The organism is Peribacillus folii, from assembly GCF_030271255.1.
Classification (GTDB): Bacteria; Bacillota; Bacilli; order Bacillales; family DSM-1321; genus Peribacillus.
Window position 1 is genome coordinate 236,971 of the sequence record NZ_JASJOM010000002.1, and the last position, 18,425, is coordinate 255,395.

Genomic DNA, 18,425 nt, shown 5'->3' on the forward strand with positions numbered 1-18,425 from the left:
ACTTTTTTATACAAAAAAAAGCCGGTGATCCAAAACATGGATACACCGGCTTTCGTTTGCAAAGGAAAAAAACTGTCTGGTCCAACACCAGGCAGGTTTTTATGTCATTTGCCAGCTGTTCTATTCAGTTTGTTTGCTTTTTGAAAAAGGGTTGTTTCTCTTCCTGTTGGCTTCACTGCTTATTTTTTTCCTTTTCCCCCAAGGTTTTAAATAAGAAATGACAACTAAGAAAGTTAAAATCGTCAAGCTGATCCCGATACCTGAAAACAGGATTTGCCGGCTCTGATGATAAAGCGGGTTTTGTGATGGCTCCACATCACTCGAAAGGATTTTCGGGAATAAATTATGTACGGCATTACCAGTAATGGTTGATCCCAATAAGATGGCAACAATGTTACCGACCCACTTGGCGATGATCCAATAATAGGTTGTAAGTCCTCCCCAATTGGTTCGTAAAGCAATCCAAATACCAGTAAATAAGGAACCCATGGCACCTGGAATCGTTAAATAGTCGTCAAAATAACGGATGAATTCCAATCCTGCATGAATAGACTCTTTTTTTGAAAAAGATGCCGTTGAAAGCAGAATTACCAGTTGACCGGTAACTCCGCAAAAATACACGATCACAAAAAGGATATGGGCAATGACCCACCATTGTTTCCGTTTATGGGGCAGTTTTCTTGGTATTTTATTCGCGATGAATACCATTATCCAAATCAACATGAATACTATCACTACTATCCGCATGATAAATATGACCATCAGCGAGCCTCCCAAAATTTTCAGTATAACGCATTTATTACAAACTGATCATCCATTATCAGCGGCTCTTTTTATCATTTCAGTCACTCCCCATTAAAGCGTGGATAAAAAAAGGGAAGGGGAATATGATTAATTATCAAGCGTAGGGAGGAAGAAATAAATGAAAAAAACAAATAACATATACTGGGTTTTCACCGGATTGCTCGCGGCCTTAATGGGCCTTGGTTCCATACCGGATATCTTGTCTGATCCTGATGCAGTTGTGTTATTTCAACATTTGGGCTATCCCTCCTACCTCCTGCCCTTTCTTGGGATAGCCAAATTATTGGGTGTTGTGGCAATCCTCGTCCCAGGCTTTCCGCGAATCAAGGAATGGGCTTATGCTGGATTCACATTCGATTTGACGGGTGCCATGTATTCAACCATCGCTGTCGGCGATTCCGTAAGTAGCTGGCTGGTTTTCGCCATCGGATATATTTTGATAGCCGGGTCATATATTTATCATCATAAAAGAAACAAGACCGTTCCTGTAAGTGATAATGCTCGGTTCATAAACTGATTGGGTTGATTGTCCCCTGCGCTTTAGCCACAGAAAAAGCTCCGTGACCGGTGCTTTTTCTGTGGCTATTTCCTAATTTCAATGAGTGCTTGAATTTTATTAAAGGGGAGGATTTTTTACGCCTAGATGGATCCAATCTTCTTTTGGCGGTCCATAAACTCCAGGAGGTTTTATCCCTGCTTGGCGCATTAGTATTGTCATTTGGCCGCGATGATGAACGATATGCTTAATCAGCCCCATTAAAATCTGTGCATTTGTTTCCTGCCTTCCGAACGCTGTTTGCATTTGTTCGAGTGAACTGTCTGTCCATTGCTTTTCAATAACTTGGGCAGCTTCGGAACTTATATTCTTAAAGGCCGCAGCGATTTCTTCAGCGGAAGCTGGGACGCTTTCCCCATCCTTTTTCTTGTCCATCTTGAGACCAAAATGCGCTAAATAATCCGGGATATTGGTTGTTACGTGCCATGCAATTCTTCCTAAAGTACGGCCTTCAGCATACACTTGTTGTTTTAAGGAATCATCTGTCAGGCTATCCAAAACATTTTGAGTCAGAATGGCTTCTCTTTCCCATTCTTTAATAAAATCAGATATTGAACGATACATAATATGCCTCCCTTTCAAAAATATCGAACTGCTTGGACTACATTATAAAACATACGTTCCCGCACATCAATTTAAACATTCATTTTTGAAAAAAAGGCTGCAAATGCTTTTGACGGGTCGGCAAACCATTGCGCAATTTCATTCGCTTGTGCCTGATCTTCTGCACCCTTCAGCAGCATCTGCACAATATGATCAGGCAATGGCTCGGTCATGGCATTCGTCCATTCGGTCACTTCTTTTACATATAGTTTCGTACGATTCCAATAAGACTCTCCCATTTCTCCGTCCCAGTTGGAATGCTTCCATTCAATGAGCGTTTCATACAATTGCTCCGCACAGTAAGAAGAGAGATTACAGCCTTGACCGGTTATCGGGTCATTTATAAACACACTGTCCCCGCAGCCAATGACGAGCTTGCCCTGATCGATAAGATATGGCTTTCTAATGACAGGCGTTATCGCTGTTTGCAGCCAGCCATTTTCATCACATAATTTAAATTTTTCCCGTTCAAGGCGGTTATAAACGTCAGGAAAGAACCGTTCGAGAGCACCTCGCATTTCCTGAGAGAATTCCGCGGCATTTTTGATTCCTTTACATACGTCCAGCTCATGGTTTGGAATTGCCATGATGAATAAAATCGTAACAGGACCCTGTTCCGTCATTGCAGGGATTTCAAACATTTCGCCCAAACCAGGGAGAACCGTTACACCGATTCCCAGAGGGTCATTGGCTTTTATGCCTTTGAAATAGCCAACGATGCACTTTCGCTGCGGAATTGAATAAGGAGACAGCTCCGCTTCAATCGGAAACGGAAAAAGGGGTCCCTTTTTCCCGGTACAATCAATGATCAAATCAAATTCTTCCATTAACACGTTTACCTTTTCTTTATCCACCTTTTTCGTAAGGAAGGGTACGCCTTTTTCGGCAAGATCCTTCATTGCTTGAGCGTAATACACACGTTGATCGATGGATAATCCCGGTTCCTGCAGCATTCCTACGAATAGTTTTTCAATTCCAATCGTAATATGAATGCTTTCAAGCTGGGCTTGGTCTCCCCAGTTTGGCATGTTATACCGTTTTTCGCGTGTCCTTGTCGAACCGAAATGGACCTGTGTGGACATGATGCGTCCTTCTTTGATTTCCTCGGATGTACGGCGTTCCATGACGGTGATATCAAATTCATCCTTTAGTGCATAAGCCAGGTGCAGCCCGGCAATGCCACTGCCAATGATGCAAATTCTTTTGTTCAAAGCATTCACTTCCTTTTTCGGAGGTAGTTTCTCATCACCTTATCTTCTTATGAAAGCTGGCATCGTCCACATTCCGAACAGGTTCAAGGAGTTTCCTTGGCTAACATTTCCAGCTTACTTCTTATTTTATGGAAGCCTGTTTTTGATGTAAATGGTTCTTTAGTGACAATGAACGATACTCAGCGAGCTGAATATTTTATTAAACCAGTCGTTGGTCATTTCTTTGGAAGGGTCTCTTTTCCAAGGTATGCAATAGAGTTCATGACAGGCGTTTTGTGCTATAATTAGCAGGAATTGAAAAACACAGAAAAAAAATATTATTCTGTAAACTAGACCTTTTGAGGAGTCGATGAAAATTGACGATTGATATCAGCAAAGAACAAACCATCTTTAACCATAGTGGAAATAAAATCAAAACAGAAGATAGAGAGATTAATATCATTGCCAGGATCGAAGAACCGCTAATTTTAATCTTAGGGAATGTTTTGAGTGACGCGGAATGTGAAGAACTGATTCATATGTCAAAAAACAGATTGCATCGATCCAAAATTGGCGATACACGCGAGATTAATGAAATGAGGACAAGCAGCAGCATGTTCTTTCAAGAAAATGAAAATGATATCATAACGAGAATCGAAAAAAGGATATCTGCCATCATGAATATTCCCCGCGAGCATGGTGATGGCATTCAAATCCTTAAATATGCTCCTGGTCAAGAATATAAAGCCCACTATGATTTTTTCACAAGTAAAGATACGAAGAATAACCGCATCAGCACGCTTGTCATGTATTTGAATGATGTCGAGCATGGCGGCGAAACATTTTTCCCTAAACTAAACTTGTCCATATCGCCGCATAAGGGAATGGCAGTGTATTTCGAGTATTTCTATAAAGACCATGAACTGAACGAACGCACCTTACACGGCGGTGCTCCGGTTATCGCCGATGAAAAATGGGTTGCGACACAATGGATGAGAAGACAAAAAAAAGCTGCGTTTTGATGGTTTGCCATGTTTAAGGCGATACAATATGATGCTCTACATCAGCTGTTAGTGAGCGAGCTTGAAACGAAAAGGACCCTGCCCGGGTCCTTTTTCACAGTTTATATGCCTATCAAATCCAAGCATGCCGAGTATTTCCGTGGAAGCATTGATTTCATTTCACGCAGCGATATTTCACCTCATCTTTAATAGCATGAAATCAACAAGATCTTGCAACATCTCTCTGCAAACATTTATTTTCATTTTCATGTATATAACTGTTTGAAAATTCGAAACCTATGACTAGCAACACATTAAATTATTAGGAGCTGAAGACATGGCTAGAAGTAACAACAGCAATCAATTGGTAGTTAGTGGTGCAGAACAAGCTCTTGAACAAATGAAATATGAAATCGCAAGTGAATTTGGCGTTAATCTCGGTCCTGATACAACAGCCCGTGCAAATGGTTCTGTTGGCGGAGAAATCACTAAACGCTTAGTACAAATGGCAGAACAGCAATTAGGCGGAAGAACTCGTTAATCGAAATTATATGTATTGATAGGGATAGTGATTATGCTATCCCTATTTATATGTTTGACTACTCTTTAAAAAAAATCAAACGGCCCTTCCCATTGAATACTAGGGAAAGGCCTCCATTTATTATATTATTTTGGATGCTAGTTTATCGAGGTCGCGTTCCCGAAAGCCATCATGAGGGCATGCCTAGAATCGCTTTTGGCTCAAGGAATTCTTCAATACCATAATCGCCCCATTCACGTCCGATACCTGATTGCTTGAATCCACCGAACGGTGCCGAGTAGTCGATCTTGGCATTGTTGATTGTAATTTGACCAGCGCGAATATTCGATGCCACTTTTCGCAATTCATCTGCATCCTCACCGAATACATAGCCTGCTAAGCCGTAGATCGTATCATTGGCGATCTCAATTGCTTCGTCAATGGTTTCATACGTAAGAATAGACATGACCGGGCCGAAGATTTCTTCCTTTGCGATCGTCATATCGCTTGTCACGCCTGTGAATACTGTAATCTTCGTGAAATACCCTTTATCTAGGCCTTCTGGTTTACCCTTTCCTCCAGCAACAAGCACCGCGCCTTCCTCGATTCCTGTTTCAATGTAGGATTGGACCGTTTCCCACTGTCCTTCAGATACTTGCGGTCCCATGAAGGTGGACTTATCTTGCGGATCTCCGACAGGAAATTCCGGGAGCACCGCTTTTATCGCTGCAATGAACTCATCATGCATGGATTTCGGAACGATCGTCCTCGTTGCAGCTGTACAAACCTGTCCAGTATTCATGGCCACATTCAAGACAGCCGTTCGTGCCGCTTCTTTTACATTCGCGTCCTTTAAAATCACTAATGGCGATTTGCCGCCAAGTTCGAGCGATACTTTCTTAATATCCTGAGCTGCATTTTCCATGATTTTCGACCCTACGCTTCCAGAACCGGTAAATGAGACAAAATCAATACCAGGATGGGAGCTTATCGCATCACCGATTGTCGATCCAGAGCCATTGACTAAATTGAATGCACCTTTAGGCATCCCCGCCTTTTCGAAGATTTCTGCGAGAATGATTGCTGTAAGCGGAGTCATGGCAGCAGGCTTCAGTACGACTGTGCTTCCTGCGGCAAACGCACTCGCCAATTTCGTGCAGACTTGATTGGCAGGAAAATTCCAAGGAGTAATTAAGCCGGCAACGCCAATTGCCTCTTTTTGGATGATTGTGCCCCCACGCTCCTCCGTAAATTCAAATGTTTTCAGATTTTCTGCCGCTTTTTTAAAATGCTGCAAGCCCATCTCATACTGAACTTGTTCACTCCTTTTAACAGGAGAACCTAATTCTGCTGTCATGACCTTGACAAGGTCTTCTTTCCGATTTTCATATTCTTTTACGATATTCTCCAGAAGCTTGATCCTTTCCTCTCTCTGCATTCTTGAGAATGCAGGGAATGCTGTGCGTGCCGCATCGACAGCGCGGTCGACATCTTCCTTCGTTCCTGAAATGATTTGACCTATGACTTCTTCCGTAGCTGGATTGATAACATCAATCGTCTCCGATCCCGTGGAATCAACCCACTCACCATTAATGTACTGTTGTGTGTAATTACGCATCTTTCCAGCTCCTTTGTTATGTTGAATTCGATTCATATAAATCATTTTCCCTAAATTTTTTTCAATAAACCCTTAAACGAATCTGTACCTACTTGAACCCCTTTTCCAACCTCCCGTTTGATTCGACGGCTTTCACGTAAAAAACCCCGTTCGTTTTCATGAACAGGGCTAACCAAATGGATGACAAAGGCAAATGAATGATGAGCCCTTCAGGTCGTGTATAATGTCCTTATTTTAATATTATTCAGCTTTGGCACAAATTTCTGCTTCGTTTACTTGCAGCATAAAGTCCTACGCCACGATTCCCTTTACAAGGTGCACCTGGCGAAATCCCAAAAACCGCTTATTGAAAAGGTGCCACCAGTGGCTTGCCCATCTTGTTTTAACTCCTTCCCTGAAAAATGGAAATAATGAATAACTGGAGGACCATAAATGAAATGAAAAAAGTATACAGCCTGAGTGTTTTTCAAATTAAACCACCTACGGGTAACTCCCCCAGCTTGCATGGTCTTAGATAAAATGCTGAATCATCGTCACCGATTGTGCGGCATGGGAATTTCCGGCCGATCATGCTTATTTAATGCCAGTTCCTGAGCCTCCCAGGCCCTCCAAAATGTAACGCTGTGCCACGATATAGATAAGGATCAATGGAATCGTTGATAATGTCAATACAGCCATGACCTGATTGATGTATACCGGGTCGGTACTATTGATTGCCGTAATCGCCACCTGGATTGGAAACTTCGACTTGTCTGTCAAGACCATCAGGGGCCAAATATAATCATTCCAGCTTCCGATAAACGCCAATGTTCCAACAGTGGCGACAGCTGGCTTTGACATTGGCAGCATAATTCGCCAAAAGACCTGCCAATTGTTCGCGCCATCCAGTTTAGCCGATTCAATAACGGATTCAGGAATCGCCATGAAGAAGTTCCTGAATAAATAAATATTGAACGCTCCTGCCAATGCCGGCAAGATAACGGCAAGTCGTGTATCCACCAATCCCAGTTTGTGAATAATGGTAAATTGAGAGATCAAGATCGTTTCGAATGGTACGATCAAAAGCGCCAGCAAAATCCCGAACAACAGTTTTTTGCCGCTGAATTTAAGTTTTGCAAAAGCATATCCCGCCATCCCATTGATCATGATCGAACCGATCGCTACACATCCTCCATAAAATAAACTATTTCCGATATAGCCGATTAAATGAAAGCGTGACAGGACCTGACTGTATGATACAAACCATTCCGAAATATGAAAGGAGGGCAGGAAAGCCTTGAATGTATTCATATTATTGTAAACTTCCGCCTCAGGCTTCATCGAGGAAGCCACCATCCAAAACAGCGGGAAAATGAAAAGTACCGCTAACAAAATCAAGCAAATGTACTCAAGAATGGTTAATGGCCCGAATTTCCACCGCATCAATCATCGTCCTCCTTAACCAATTTCCGTTGCGCTAGCGTAACTATTCCAATGATGGTACCGAATAAAAGAGCCATCGAACTGGCATAACCAACCATCCGATCCGAAAACCCGGTTTGATAAATGTAGTAGACAACCGTCATCGTGGAATTCATCGGTCCCCCTTGAGTCATGACCATTGGTTGGACCAAGAGCTTAAAAGCACCGATCAACGTGGTGATAAAGATAAACACCGAAGTCGGCTTCAATAAAGGCAAAGTAATGTAGATGAACCTGTGCCATTTGTTCATGCCATCCATCTGTGCCGCTTCGTATACATCCCTTGGGATGTTCTGTAACCCAGCCAGAAAAATGAGCATCTGAAATCCTGCCCCCTGCCAAGCTGATACAACCACAATCGTAAATATTGCCTGCTTCGGACTCGTCAAAAACGGTTGGGCCGAGATTCCGATGTATCTTAGAGCATTGTTGATGATCCCTTCATTCGGATTCAGCAAATATAGCCAAAGAACGGAAATGACAACCAATGACATGACGACAGGACTGAAGTAGGCTACTTTAAAAAACGTATTGGCCCTACGTTGTTTATTTAATAGAAGGGCCATCCCGAGTGCCGCCCCTACCTGCAAGGGAATCACAAAAACTACGAATTTGAGTGTATTCAGCAAGCTTTTCAGGAATATAGGATCTTTGAATAAATGAATAAAGTTATCCAGACCAACGAATTTACGCATATCAGGTGTCAGTAAATAATAATCCGTAAACGCGTAATATATTGCCATGATCGCCGGTATTACTAGAAACATTGACAATATCATTAACGCTGGACCCAAAAACATATAAGCAATCATATTGTCCTTCCAATGGACACTGCCCCTCAGCCTTCTCTCCGGTTTTAAAAACGTATAGGCCAATCCTTCTGCTTTCCATCCCATTTTCCCCATATTGCCTCCCTCTAATTGACCTTATCGACAGCTGATTGCATTTCTGCCGCTCGCGTATCCAGAACTTTCTGGATGTCATGGTTTTGATCATAGAAGCTGATATCATCGATCGTTTGCTGGAAGGCACGCGTCACTTGCGGATATGCTGGTGTCACCGGGCGTGCATGTCCCGTTTCCTTCAATTGCTTCATGAAGACATTCATTTGCACCGAAAATTCTTTTGCCATCACTTTTTCTGAAGAGTAACGAACGGGTAATGCTGCAATCGAACGGCTTAACTCGATATTGGACTCCTTGTTCGTCATCCAGTCAACCAATTTTGCCGACCATTCTTTATTTTCAGACGATTGTGTCATGGCAAATTGCCAGCTTCCTGAAGGGGATACCAATTTCTTTGTAGTTGGAGAAACTGGATAAGGCATCACGCCATACTCCACTTTTGGGAAGTTGGTTTTCAAATCCGTTACGGTCCACACACCACTGAATTTCATTGGATATTTCTCCGTTTCAAATGCTTGTTTGACCGGAGTGCGTGTCGTATACCCTTCCTTAAGCATCGTTTGGATGAAATCCATGGCCTCTACGGAAGGACCTTTATTGAAGACACCTTCTACTTTCTTTCCATCTTTTGAGATAAGGTCACCTCCTGCGGACCAAACAAAAGGCGTCAGCGCATATGTCAGCATTTCATCTTTCGCTTGTAATTGCATATCGATTGATGGTTTTTTGTATTTATTTGTAAGTGTCCTACAAAGCTCAAGGAATTGGGTCCATGTCCAGGGAGATTCGACCGTTGGTAGCGTTTTCAAGTCAATGCCAGCTTCCTTCAGCATTTTTTTGTTGTAATAGATGCCGACGGAGGATTCACTAACACCTATTGCGTATAGTTTATCCTGATATGTCCCCTGCTGCCTGATGCTTGGAAGCAAATCAGCCTGATCCTTCACATATTCATCCAATGGTGAAATGACCCCCGATTTTGCATATGCGGCTGTATTTGGCCCGTCCAAAGTTATGACATCCGGCAAGGTGCTCGTCGTTAGCGCTGCATTCACTTTATCCTCATAGCCCCCGCCATTTCCGCTGCGCGGTATGAATTCGATTTTTGCTTCGACATCATCGGTTGCATATTCCTTGTTAAACGCTTCGACCCTTTTTTTGTATACCTTTCCTTCTTCGTTATCATCGGAAACGTGGACCCACATCGTGATTTTCTTTTTTCCATTGCCATCCACGTTTTCACTGCTGCTGCAACCCGCCGCAGTAAGCATCAATAAAAGAGACATCCCGATAAAAAGTAATTTTTTCATGCCCTTTCCTTCCCCCTTGTGTATGTTTTCAATCAATCGATAAAAGCGCTTTCAAGTAGAATTTTATGTCAACCGGTACCATATGTCAATCGGTTGATATACTTTTTTTGAAAAATGAAAATTTTATGATAAACTTCAAATAGAAAATGGTGTTGTAAACTATATGGGATTGATGCAGAAAACTGCTTGCGGGTATATTTACACGTTTTTAAAACGAAATGAGCTAATACAGTTACTAATTAACATGATTGCCTGTACAATATGTATGGTACTTTAGAAGATGGGAGGAATGAAAATGAAGCCCAGCATTGATGATGTAGCAGAAGCTGCGGGTGTTTCAAGGACAACTGTCTCACGTGTCTTGAATAATCGTGGTTACATCAGCCAAAAAACGAAAGACAATGTCTACAAGGCCATGAAGGAAATCAATTATATTCCAAACGATTTGGCTCGTTCCCTTTATAATAAACGAACGAATATTATCGGGCTGATCGTCCCCAAAACGAGTAACCCCTTTTACGGTGAACTCACCTTCCACATCGAAAGTGTATGCGCTTCATTCGGATATAAGGTATTACTCTGCAACAGCGTGAACCGGATGGACAAAGAAGAAAAATACCTTGAAATGCTTCTGCGAAATCAGGTCGATGGAGTGATCGTTGTAACCTATAACCGCGGAATCACCAATTATCATCGCGAAAATTTCCCTGTGGTGGCGATTGACCATTACCTTTCGGAGAAGATTCCTGTCGTAGGCTCTGATAATTATGACGGAGGAAAACAAGCTACCGAATTATTATTGAAAAAAGGCTGCCAACATATTATTCATATTAACGGCCCTAGCGAACTGGAAACACCGGCAAATTTAAGAAGGAAAGCCTATGAAGATGTTATGGCGAAAAACGGCAGAACGCCAATAACTTATGAAGTTTCCAGTTCTTTTGACCAACTGGCCAATCGTGATGTGATTGGTAAGCTTTTTGATGAACGGCCCGAGGTTGATGGTATTTTTGCAAGCGATGATTTAATCGCGGCTTCCGTCATGGCTGAAGCTAAAAAACGCCAAAAGGACATACCTTCTCGATTGAAAGTCGTCGGTTATGATGGGACGGAAACAGGTCAGATATTATTACCGGAATTGACAACGATCCATCAGCCGACAGATTTAATTGCAAAAACAGCCCTTGACATCTTATTAAAAGAAATTGAAGGCGAGTTCAACGATCTGCCGCTGGAAACGTGCCTCCCTGTCACTCTTATCGAAGGAGGAACCACGTAAATCAATGCCTCTGCAAGAAAAATAGCCTGATCCAAATTGGATGCAGGCTTTTTATTTATAAAAATCTAAATATAGGCGGCATCATTCGGTCAATTCCAAGATATTGCCTTCAGGGTCTTCGATTACACTCTCATAATAGCCGTCACCAGTGATACGCGGGCCATGAAGGCGGTAGCCATCCAAGTGCAACACTTTCGTCAGCCTATTGACCTCTCCCTGCTTCCGAGTGAGAATGCAAGATGGGCCAAGCCAAGCCGATCATCCTGATCTTTTTTAACCTTACCTATTTGACGCATGATTTCCAATCGCGTCCTTCCCTCGAATTTTATAAAATAAGATTCCAATTGCTTATCTTTATTGTGGTACTTTGCGTTGGCGTTTCCATTGAAATAGCTTTCATAAAAATGCTTCATCTTTTCCAAATTTTTCACCCAGATTGCCGCATGTTCAATTTCCATCTCCTTTTACTTCCTCTGGCTTTTCTTACTAGTTTAGATCAAACGGTTCTCCCCCATTTTACATTGTCATGGAGTTCGGACTTTCACGATTTACGGATTTCCTATTTTTGATTAAATGATTTAATTTTTCCGAACTCAAGAGCATCGCTGCCACGAAAAGGGCAATAAAAAACGGGAAAATCCCGATGGATGTGTGGGCTGCAAGGAATCCTAGGAGAGGCGGCATCGACATGCTGCCAGTATAGGCCATTGCCATTTGAAGGCCCATTATGGTCTGTGAATGTTCCTTTCCAAAACGAGCTGGCGTTTCATGGAGCATGCATGGGAAAATCGGGGCAAAGCCTAAGCCTATCATAATGAACCCTGCTAGCAGGAAGCCATGAGGCACTGGTAATAATATAAGTGCCGTTCCCACTATTGCTGTCACTTGACCGACACGAATCAGTGTCCGATTCGTGACCTTCAATGTTATGAAGCCTGTAATGAACCTTCCGATCGTAATTCCTGCATAATATAAGGAAACCCATTTTGCCGCCACATCCACAGGCAATTCCTTTACATTCACGAGAAAGCTGCTTCCCCATAGGCCGATTGTCGCTTCTGCCCCGCAATAAAACAAGAAGGAAAACAGGGCAAGCTTCACTCCCTTGATTTGCAAAGGTTTTGTTTGTTTGGCAGCTTCTTCATGCAAGGCACCAGCACGTCCGCCCTTCTCTTCCGAAATTGCGGCAGCGCTGTTTTTAGCGATCTTATTCCATAATGGCAGAGTGAAGAAAAGGATGATGACTAAAGCAAACTGAATGCCCGCAATGACGAGATACCCGCTTCTCCAGGAATGCTGCCCTGATATGGACTGAGCCATAATGATCGGACCAAGGGTGGCTCCGACTCCCCAAAAACAATGCAACCAGCTCATATGATGTGCTTTGTAATGCGTCGCAACATAATTGTTCAATCCAGCATCGACAGACCCTGCCCCTATTCCCATTGGTATGGCGAATATGAAAAGCCAGAAAACCGATGGAGCAAAATGGATACCCAGCAGGCTCCCCGCTGTCAGCAAGCAGCTGACAAGAGTTACAACGCCAGTCCCAAATCGCTTAAGGACGAAGCCACTGGCTAAACTCGAGAGGATGGTACCAGCCGCAATCGTCATGAAAAGCCATCCAGCCGTTTCAAGCGGAGCACCATATTCCTCACTCATGACGGGCCAAGCGACTCCTAACAATGAATCTGGTAAGCCTAAGCTTATAAAAGCCAAGTAAATGATGACTAAAAAGAATGTGGCCATGGATGGATTTGCCTCCCTACATTTTCTATTACCGTTCCATTTTTCATGCGTTTTGGCTGCTTTCCCCAGCAATCATCAATTCCAGTCCTAGAACTTGCAAGCCATATAAATAGTCTTGTTTCCAATCACTTGCTACAAGCTTTGGAAGATGCTTTTTTGGAATATACTTCGAGCTTCTTGCCGCAATCTGCTCCAATATGGTTCCGTCCACCTCATCGTTGCAAAAAATGATTGTTTTTGGATTGATGATGGCTGTAAAAGAAGCCACTAGCCGGCTGATGGCATCGATTTCATGTGCTTCATGAATGACCTTCTGCTCTGGCCGTTTTCCTTTTCCTAATGCTTGAAGGAAATTCCGGTCATCATACTGGGGGACAAAGGACACCTCACCCGAAAAAAAGGTGCTTCCCCGCACCACGCCCCCATTGATCATGATTCCTGCCCCTGGTCCATTTTGACCGGAATATAAGTAAATAAGGGAATGGCCGTGCTTGGTTTTCCTGTTGTGGTGATAGCCAAGTACCGCAGCATTCATATCATTCTCCACAACTACCGGAAGGGAAAAATGGTTTTCGAAATGGCCTTTCAAATCAAAATCTTGAATATGCTCGTAGCCTGGAATGAAAAAGAGCCGGCCATCATCCACGGAACCAGGCACTCCGATTGCCATCGAGCTCACCTGAGGATATTCATCCATGAGGTCTTCGATGTCCTTGGTCAATAAGCGAAAAGCATCATCCTTTAACGCAGGTGCCGTTTTTCCCTGCGCCTTCACTTCTCCGAAGCAATTAAAAATTACATAATTCGTTTCATTTTCTTCCATGAAGATGGCCAAACCCAGCTTATGCTCCGGATTGTATGTATACCTCTTTGCCCTTCGCCCGCCACTGGAGTCATCGAGACCTGTCAAAAAAAGTTCTCCATCCTTTTCCATCTGGAGAAGGAATTTACTTATGGTCGGGAAACTGATTCCTAGTATTTCACTGAGCTCAACCTTTGTGGCACTTCCACGTTCCAATAGTGCTGCACGAATGCCATGAAGAATGGCCCTCTTCATGGACTTTGGTTTAGCTACTAACTCATCCATATGGTTCACCGCCTTCTTTATCCACTTATTAAACAAGTTTAATAAGTCCTGATTCAATATACCATATCCATTTATTGAAAACAATGGATACTACATATGTTTAGCAATGAACGATGAAAGGGGCATCCCGGCTTTCTGGAATGGCAAAAACGCCTTCGCATCCGTTACAAAGGCTGGGATGTATGGCCGTCCCGTTTTTAGAAACTATTTTTCCAAAGTCACAAATGTTGTATCCGCAAGATCCTGAAGAAAAGCAGAGATTACAAGCAGCTCGCTTTCGCTGTACTTATGTAAAAAATCATCAAAGTTCTTTTCCATCTCCTTATGCAATTCTTGATGAAGATTGACAAGCTCCTGTCCAATCGGTGTTGTCAGGTAAAGCACTTCCTTTTTATTGTTAGGCAGGAATTCTGCCGTGATTAGTTTTTTTGCGATCAGCTTTCGGGTAATTTTAGATACGCTGCCTTTAGGGATATTCAGCTGTCTTGAAATCGTTATGCCATTGACCGGCTCAAAGCGACCAATGCCATCAAGAACATGCAGCATCAAGGTCGTCATTCCTTTAATCAATTCGGTGATTGCATCATGATTGCTTTTTTGCATTAACCATAGTTTTTCATCGTCATTCTCTGATTCTCTTTCCATTAATTTAATAAACGAATCCATGATCTTTTTCCTTGAAGAATCATTCATAAAAAATCACTCCTTTAAATACCTATCATAATTTCATTTAACCGATTTATCAAGGCATAGCTAGTCAATATTGTTTCCAAGAAACAATATTGACAACCAATAAAGGCATTGGTATTATAGTTTCCAAGAAACAAAATTACCAATGCCCAGTAGGAGATGAAGTCTTAATGAATTCAGTAGTTGACACGATAATGAGCCATCGCTCCATTCGCCGGTTCAAGGATGAGATAATAACAAATGAACAAATAAAGACAATCGTTGAAGCAGCACAAATGGCTCCTTCCTCAAGATTCATGCAAACATATTCGATTATCGGGATAACCAACTCGCAATTGAAAAAAGACTTAGGAAAGGTCACTGGCTTAGCTTATGTTGAAAACAATGGCCACTTTCTACTATTTTGTGCCGATTTACATAGATTGACGATCATGGCCTCAGAAGAGGAAAAACAAAACATGAAGAGCATGCTCGAAAGTACTCAATTCTATCAAATTGCGACGATAGATGCATCGTTAGCTGCTCAAAATGCCGCTCTTGCAGCAGAATCACTGGAACTGGGAGTTGTCTATATCGGTGCCATCGCAAGAAATTTACCTAAAATAGACAAGCTGCTGAACCTACCTTCCCATGTCATTCCTTTGTTTGGAATGGCAATCGGCTTCCCGGACCAGAAACCGGAAATAAAGCCACGTTTACCGATACAGGCTGTTTATTTTGAAAATCAGTACAATCCCGATACATATGAGCAGCGAGAGCTTATTGAAAGCTATGACCAAAAAATGAAAGCATATTATGAAATACGATCCGAAAACCCGCGGACGGATACATGGTCCGGAAAGAATATTGAACATTTTCAAAAAAAAGCGGATGGGGATTATTCACGATATGTAAAAGGTAAGAGGATGAATTTATCGTAATGATTTTGCCTCTGTCCTTGCTCTTAAACGAATCTAGTTAACAATTTGCGGGAATGATAGTTTCCCATCGATCACCTTCCTTCGGTTTAAGGTGATCGATGGATTGCAGACGAAAATGAATTTCCTTGAATAAGATCGTCCCTTCAAGATTGCCTCTCCATATCAACCGTAAGCTTATAGCGGTCTGCACGATAAACGGAATTGGCAACTTCAAACGGTTTGTTATTATCAAGCCTGCTTATTCGTTCAATGCGCAATACAGGCTCCCCTTCAGCTATCCCGAGCATATCGGCTTCGAGCTTTTGAGCGATGGAGGCTTCTATTGACTGACTTCCATTTTTAATTTTCAGTCCAAACGTCTTTTCTAGAAAGCCATAAATGGAGGTAAGCGCCATTTCTTCGGTCACTCTTCCCGGCGAAAGCACCTTTGAAAGATAAACCGTTTCATAGGCCATTGGCAAAGCATCAGCGAGCCTTATCCGTTTCAGCTCAAGGATAGGCGTTCCTGCTTTTACCTCAAGTTTAGCTGAAAGCTCAAGATCAGCTTCTACCTTTGCTAAACTGACAACACGTGTTCCAGGCTCATGGCCCCTGGATTGCATGTCTTCAGAAAAGCCTGTTAACCCTTGAAGGGGGTGTTCAATTTTTTGGTGGGCAACGAATGTGCCTATCCCGCGCTGCCTATATAGATATCCTTCGTTTACAAGATTGGTTACCGCTTGTCTTACCGTCATCCTGCTTATCTCGTATTTTTCCGTGTATTCCCGTTCAGAAGGAATCATTTCACCTGGCAATAATTGACGGGTTTGAATTTCTTTTTTAATCGCTTCCGCAAGTTGATGGTAAATCGGAAGCGGCGAATTCTTATGGATCATTAAGGATACATCATCCTTTCCTCGTGGCTTGTCAAAATATCCTGATAATCACTCTTCGGACGCTTCATGATTTCTGTTGGTGAATTTCAAAACAGACTCCCTCGAACGCTCGATCCCGCTTTTATTTTCATTATAATATTTTGAAACATACGCATAGAAAATGATGCTCACCGTCAATAGCTGGGCGAACAGCGAACTTGTGGCCGCGCTTCGAAATGTAGCTTCCGGTGCCCGTACATGATGTAACGGCATATCGACTTTCTTGGTTAATCCATTATTGCCTAAGCGCGATAAACCGATCGTTTTGATGCCATAGGCTTTAGCAATATCCACAAGCTGGAGGATTTCTTCCGTTTCACCACTATTGGAAATACAGAAAAACACGGTATTTTTTGATGCCGCGGCAAGCGCTGTTGCCGTAATATGCGGGTCCTGATTTGCACTGACGATCTTCCCCAATCGCAACCACTTCTGGCTGATATCCTCGGCTATCAGCCAGGAAGCCCCAAGACCATACACATAGATGACATCGGCTATCCTCATGGTTTCAACTATTTGATCAAGGACAGCTTCATCCAAATAATGTGCTGTTTCTTGAATGGCCTGTACGGAATTGGAAACGATCTTGCCTTTAATGGAGGTAATCGTTTCGTCAGGTTCTATGTCATGGAAACCCGTTTTTTCCGGTTGCGAAATTAGCGATGATAAAGATACCTTCAATTCTGAAAAACTGTTCACTTTTATGGAACGGCAAAACCTAGTTACTGCCGAACTGCTGGCATCGGCATGTGCAGCCAATTCATGAATGGTCATTCTTATGGGATCTGCAGGGTTTTCCAGAATAAATCGGGCAATTTTTCTTTCTGATTTAGGTAATTGGTTCAGTAAACTTTCAATTCTCAGTAAAATATTTTCGACGTGCATAACTTTACTCCCTCGATCTTGACTTAACTTATTTGCTTCAGCGCTATGTAATAACATCCCAACGTAGATGATACTTCATCCACGATAAAGTTCACAGCCGATTTTTCAAGTTTGATATGTTTGATAAAGGAGCTTTGGACCATGGGGATATGGGTCAGGATGCTGCCTTTTATTGCAATTGTAACATTCTCTTCAGCATTTAACTTCCTGCAAACATCGAGGGTTTTTTTTGCAAGGTGATAGCCTGCCTGAGCAAGGATATTTTGCGAGAACGGATCGCCAGCATCCGCTTGTTCGATAATGAGCGGAACAAATGCGGCAATGTCGGCCTTTGTCGCGGAATAGATGAATTTTTTCAAGTCTCCTACATGCTGATATCCCAGTTTTGTAAGGATTGCTGCAGTTAATTGGCTTTGTTTCAGGCCTTCGTCTTCCTCTTTTGTACTGTTGATGAAAGCCCTCATCGCTATCCAATAGCCACTGCCTTCATCCCCGAGAAGATGTCCCCAGCCGCCCGCCTGCTTCTCAACTCCATTGCGTACTCCAATGCTTACAGCTCCTGTTCCCGATATCGTCAATATCCCGTCTTTTCCTTTTAATAAGGCAGCATGAGCGATAATTCCATCATTGACGATGGTATAAGGAAGATTGAAGGCCTTTGTTAACGCACTTTTTAGATTCTGTGGGTCTTTCACCCCGCCAAATCCTGCTAATCCTAAACAAATGTAAAGGCAATTTCCTGAAACGATAGGCGCCATGCATTGTTCTATGGCCCTGATGATGTTCGTAATCGCTTGTTCTTCCTTGATGAGCAAATTGCCGTAGCCGGCTTTGCCTTCACTTATTTTATTCCCGGCTACTCCATATGCAACTGCTTCTGTTTTAGTACCACCGCCATCGACACCGATAATATAGTTCATATCAATCTCCTTT

The 18,425-nt window shown here is 42.6% G+C and carries 18 protein-coding genes and 1 pseudogene; 5 read left to right on the forward strand and 14 right to left on the reverse strand.

Annotation, left to right across the window (positions count from 1 at the left end; all coding sequences use genetic code 11):
* Nucleotides 1-120 precede the first annotated feature (120 nt).
* Entirely contained in the window at nucleotides 121-762 is a 642-nt protein-coding gene (locus QNI08_RS03775; protein ID WP_285766098.1) for a DUF2269 domain-containing protein, read from the reverse strand.
* Between the two features lie 160 nt (nucleotides 763-922).
* On the opposite strand from QNI08_RS03775, the gene QNI08_RS03780 reads away from it, so the two are divergent.
* Nucleotides 923-1,321: a DoxX family protein gene (locus QNI08_RS03780; protein WP_285766099.1), complete on the forward strand. Its 399-nt coding sequence runs from the start codon at nucleotides 923-925 to the stop codon at nucleotides 1,319-1,321.
* Nucleotides 1,322-1,420: 99 nt separating this feature from the next.
* Here the strand turns inward: QNI08_RS03780 and QNI08_RS03785 are convergent, their stop codons facing one another.
* Together QNI08_RS03785 and QNI08_RS03790 are read right to left on the reverse strand one after the other, a co-directional pair.
* Nucleotides 1,421-1,924: a DinB family protein gene (locus tag QNI08_RS03785; protein WP_285766100.1), complete on the reverse strand. Its 504-nt coding sequence runs from the start codon at nucleotides 1,922-1,924 to the stop codon at nucleotides 1,421-1,423.
* Nucleotides 1,925-1,995: 71 nt separating this feature from the next.
* Nucleotides 1,996-3,183 (reverse strand): styrene monooxygenase/indole monooxygenase family protein, encoded by a 1,188-nt coding sequence (locus QNI08_RS03790; protein ID WP_483313736.1) that lies wholly within the window; start codon nucleotides 3,181-3,183, stop codon nucleotides 1,996-1,998.
* 347 nt (nucleotides 3,184-3,530) lie between these two features.
* Here QNI08_RS03790 and QNI08_RS03795 point away from each other — a divergent pair, with 347 nt between their 5' ends.
* Both QNI08_RS03795 and QNI08_RS03800 read left to right on the forward strand, forming a co-directional pair.
* On the forward strand, nucleotides 3,531-4,175 hold the full coding sequence (locus tag QNI08_RS03795; RefSeq protein WP_285766102.1) for a 2OG-Fe(II) oxygenase: 645 nt from the start codon (nucleotides 3,531-3,533) through the stop codon (nucleotides 4,173-4,175).
* A gap of 316 nt (nucleotides 4,176-4,491) precedes the next feature.
* A complete protein-coding gene (locus tag QNI08_RS03800) occupies nucleotides 4,492-4,695 on the forward strand; it encodes an alpha/beta-type small acid-soluble spore protein (RefSeq protein ID WP_285766103.1) in 204 nt (67 codons plus the stop codon).
* Between the two features lie 169 nt (nucleotides 4,696-4,864).
* Here the strand turns inward: QNI08_RS03800 and QNI08_RS03805 are convergent, their stop codons facing one another.
* The 4 genes from QNI08_RS03805 to QNI08_RS03820 all read right to left on the reverse strand — a co-directional run bounded on the left by QNI08_RS03805 (nucleotide 4,865) and on the right by QNI08_RS03820 (nucleotide 9,968).
* Nucleotides 4,865-6,292, reverse strand: a complete 1,428-nt coding sequence (locus QNI08_RS03805; RefSeq protein WP_285766104.1) for an aldehyde dehydrogenase family protein — start codon at nucleotides 6,290-6,292, stop codon at nucleotides 4,865-4,867.
* A gap of 573 nt (nucleotides 6,293-6,865) precedes the next feature.
* Complete coding sequence (locus QNI08_RS03810) at nucleotides 6,866-7,714, reverse strand: carbohydrate ABC transporter permease (RefSeq protein ID WP_285766105.1); 849 nt, start codon at nucleotides 7,712-7,714, stop codon at nucleotides 6,866-6,868.
* A complete protein-coding gene (locus QNI08_RS03815) occupies nucleotides 7,714-8,658 on the reverse strand; it encodes a carbohydrate ABC transporter permease (protein WP_285766106.1) in 945 nt (314 codons plus the stop codon). The genes QNI08_RS03810 and QNI08_RS03815 overlap by 1 nt, the downstream gene beginning before the upstream one ends.
* A gap of 11 nt (nucleotides 8,659-8,669) precedes the next feature.
* Nucleotides 8,670-9,968, reverse strand: a complete 1,299-nt coding sequence (locus QNI08_RS03820) for an ABC transporter substrate-binding protein (RefSeq protein WP_285766107.1) — start codon at nucleotides 9,966-9,968, stop codon at nucleotides 8,670-8,672.
* Nucleotides 9,969-10,263: 295 nt separating this feature from the next.
* Here QNI08_RS03820 and QNI08_RS03825 point away from each other — a divergent pair, with 295 nt between their 5' ends.
* Nucleotides 10,264-11,247, forward strand: a complete 984-nt coding sequence (locus tag QNI08_RS03825) for a LacI family DNA-binding transcriptional regulator (RefSeq protein WP_285766108.1) — start codon at nucleotides 10,264-10,266, stop codon at nucleotides 11,245-11,247.
* Between the two features lie 81 nt (nucleotides 11,248-11,328).
* On the opposite strand, the pseudogene QNI08_RS03830 reads toward QNI08_RS03825, so the two are convergent.
* The 4 genes and pseudogenes from QNI08_RS03830 to QNI08_RS03845 all read right to left on the reverse strand — a co-directional run bounded on the left by QNI08_RS03830 (nucleotide 11,329) and on the right by QNI08_RS03845 (nucleotide 14,776).
* Nucleotides 11,329-11,705 (reverse strand): annotated as a pseudogene (locus QNI08_RS03830) (VOC family protein).
* 58 nt (nucleotides 11,706-11,763) lie between these two features.
* The gene (locus QNI08_RS03835) at nucleotides 11,764-12,996 is read right to left on the reverse strand and encodes an MFS transporter (RefSeq protein WP_285766109.1); all 1,233 of its coding nucleotides are present in this window, start codon (nucleotides 12,994-12,996) and stop codon (nucleotides 11,764-11,766) included.
* Nucleotides 12,997-13,039: 43 nt separating this feature from the next.
* On the reverse strand, nucleotides 13,040-14,083 hold the full coding sequence (locus QNI08_RS03840) for an ROK family transcriptional regulator (RefSeq protein ID WP_285766110.1): 1,044 nt from the start codon (nucleotides 14,081-14,083) through the stop codon (nucleotides 13,040-13,042).
* Between the two features lie 204 nt (nucleotides 14,084-14,287).
* On the reverse strand, nucleotides 14,288-14,776 hold the full coding sequence (locus tag QNI08_RS03845) for a MarR family winged helix-turn-helix transcriptional regulator (protein WP_285766111.1): 489 nt from the start codon (nucleotides 14,774-14,776) through the stop codon (nucleotides 14,288-14,290).
* Between the two features lie 167 nt (nucleotides 14,777-14,943).
* Here QNI08_RS03845 and nfsA point away from each other — a divergent pair, with 167 nt between their 5' ends.
* Nucleotides 14,944-15,693, forward strand: coding sequence for an oxygen-insensitive NADPH nitroreductase (gene nfsA / locus QNI08_RS03850; protein ID WP_285766112.1), 750 nt, complete (start codon nucleotides 14,944-14,946; stop codon nucleotides 15,691-15,693).
* A 143-nt stretch (nucleotides 15,694-15,836) separates the two neighbouring features.
* Here the strand turns inward: nfsA and QNI08_RS03855 are convergent, their stop codons facing one another.
* Genes QNI08_RS03855 through QNI08_RS03865 form a run of 3 tightly spaced genes read right to left on the reverse strand, consistent with a single transcriptional unit; the run spans nucleotide 15,837 to nucleotide 18,412 of the window.
* Complete coding sequence (locus QNI08_RS03855) at nucleotides 15,837-16,568, reverse strand: GntR family transcriptional regulator (RefSeq protein WP_285766113.1); 732 nt, start codon at nucleotides 16,566-16,568, stop codon at nucleotides 15,837-15,839.
* 48 nt (nucleotides 16,569-16,616) lie between these two features.
* Nucleotides 16,617-17,492 carry a MurR/RpiR family transcriptional regulator gene (locus QNI08_RS03860; protein ID WP_285766114.1) on the reverse strand — a complete coding sequence of 292 codons (876 nt, stop codon included), beginning with the start codon at nucleotides 17,490-17,492 and terminating at the stop codon, nucleotides 16,617-16,619.
* Between the two features lie 23 nt (nucleotides 17,493-17,515).
* On the reverse strand, nucleotides 17,516-18,412 hold the full coding sequence (locus tag QNI08_RS03865) for an N-acetylglucosamine kinase (RefSeq protein WP_285766115.1): 897 nt from the start codon (nucleotides 18,410-18,412) through the stop codon (nucleotides 17,516-17,518).
* Between the last annotated feature and the right edge of the window lie 13 nt (nucleotides 18,413-18,425).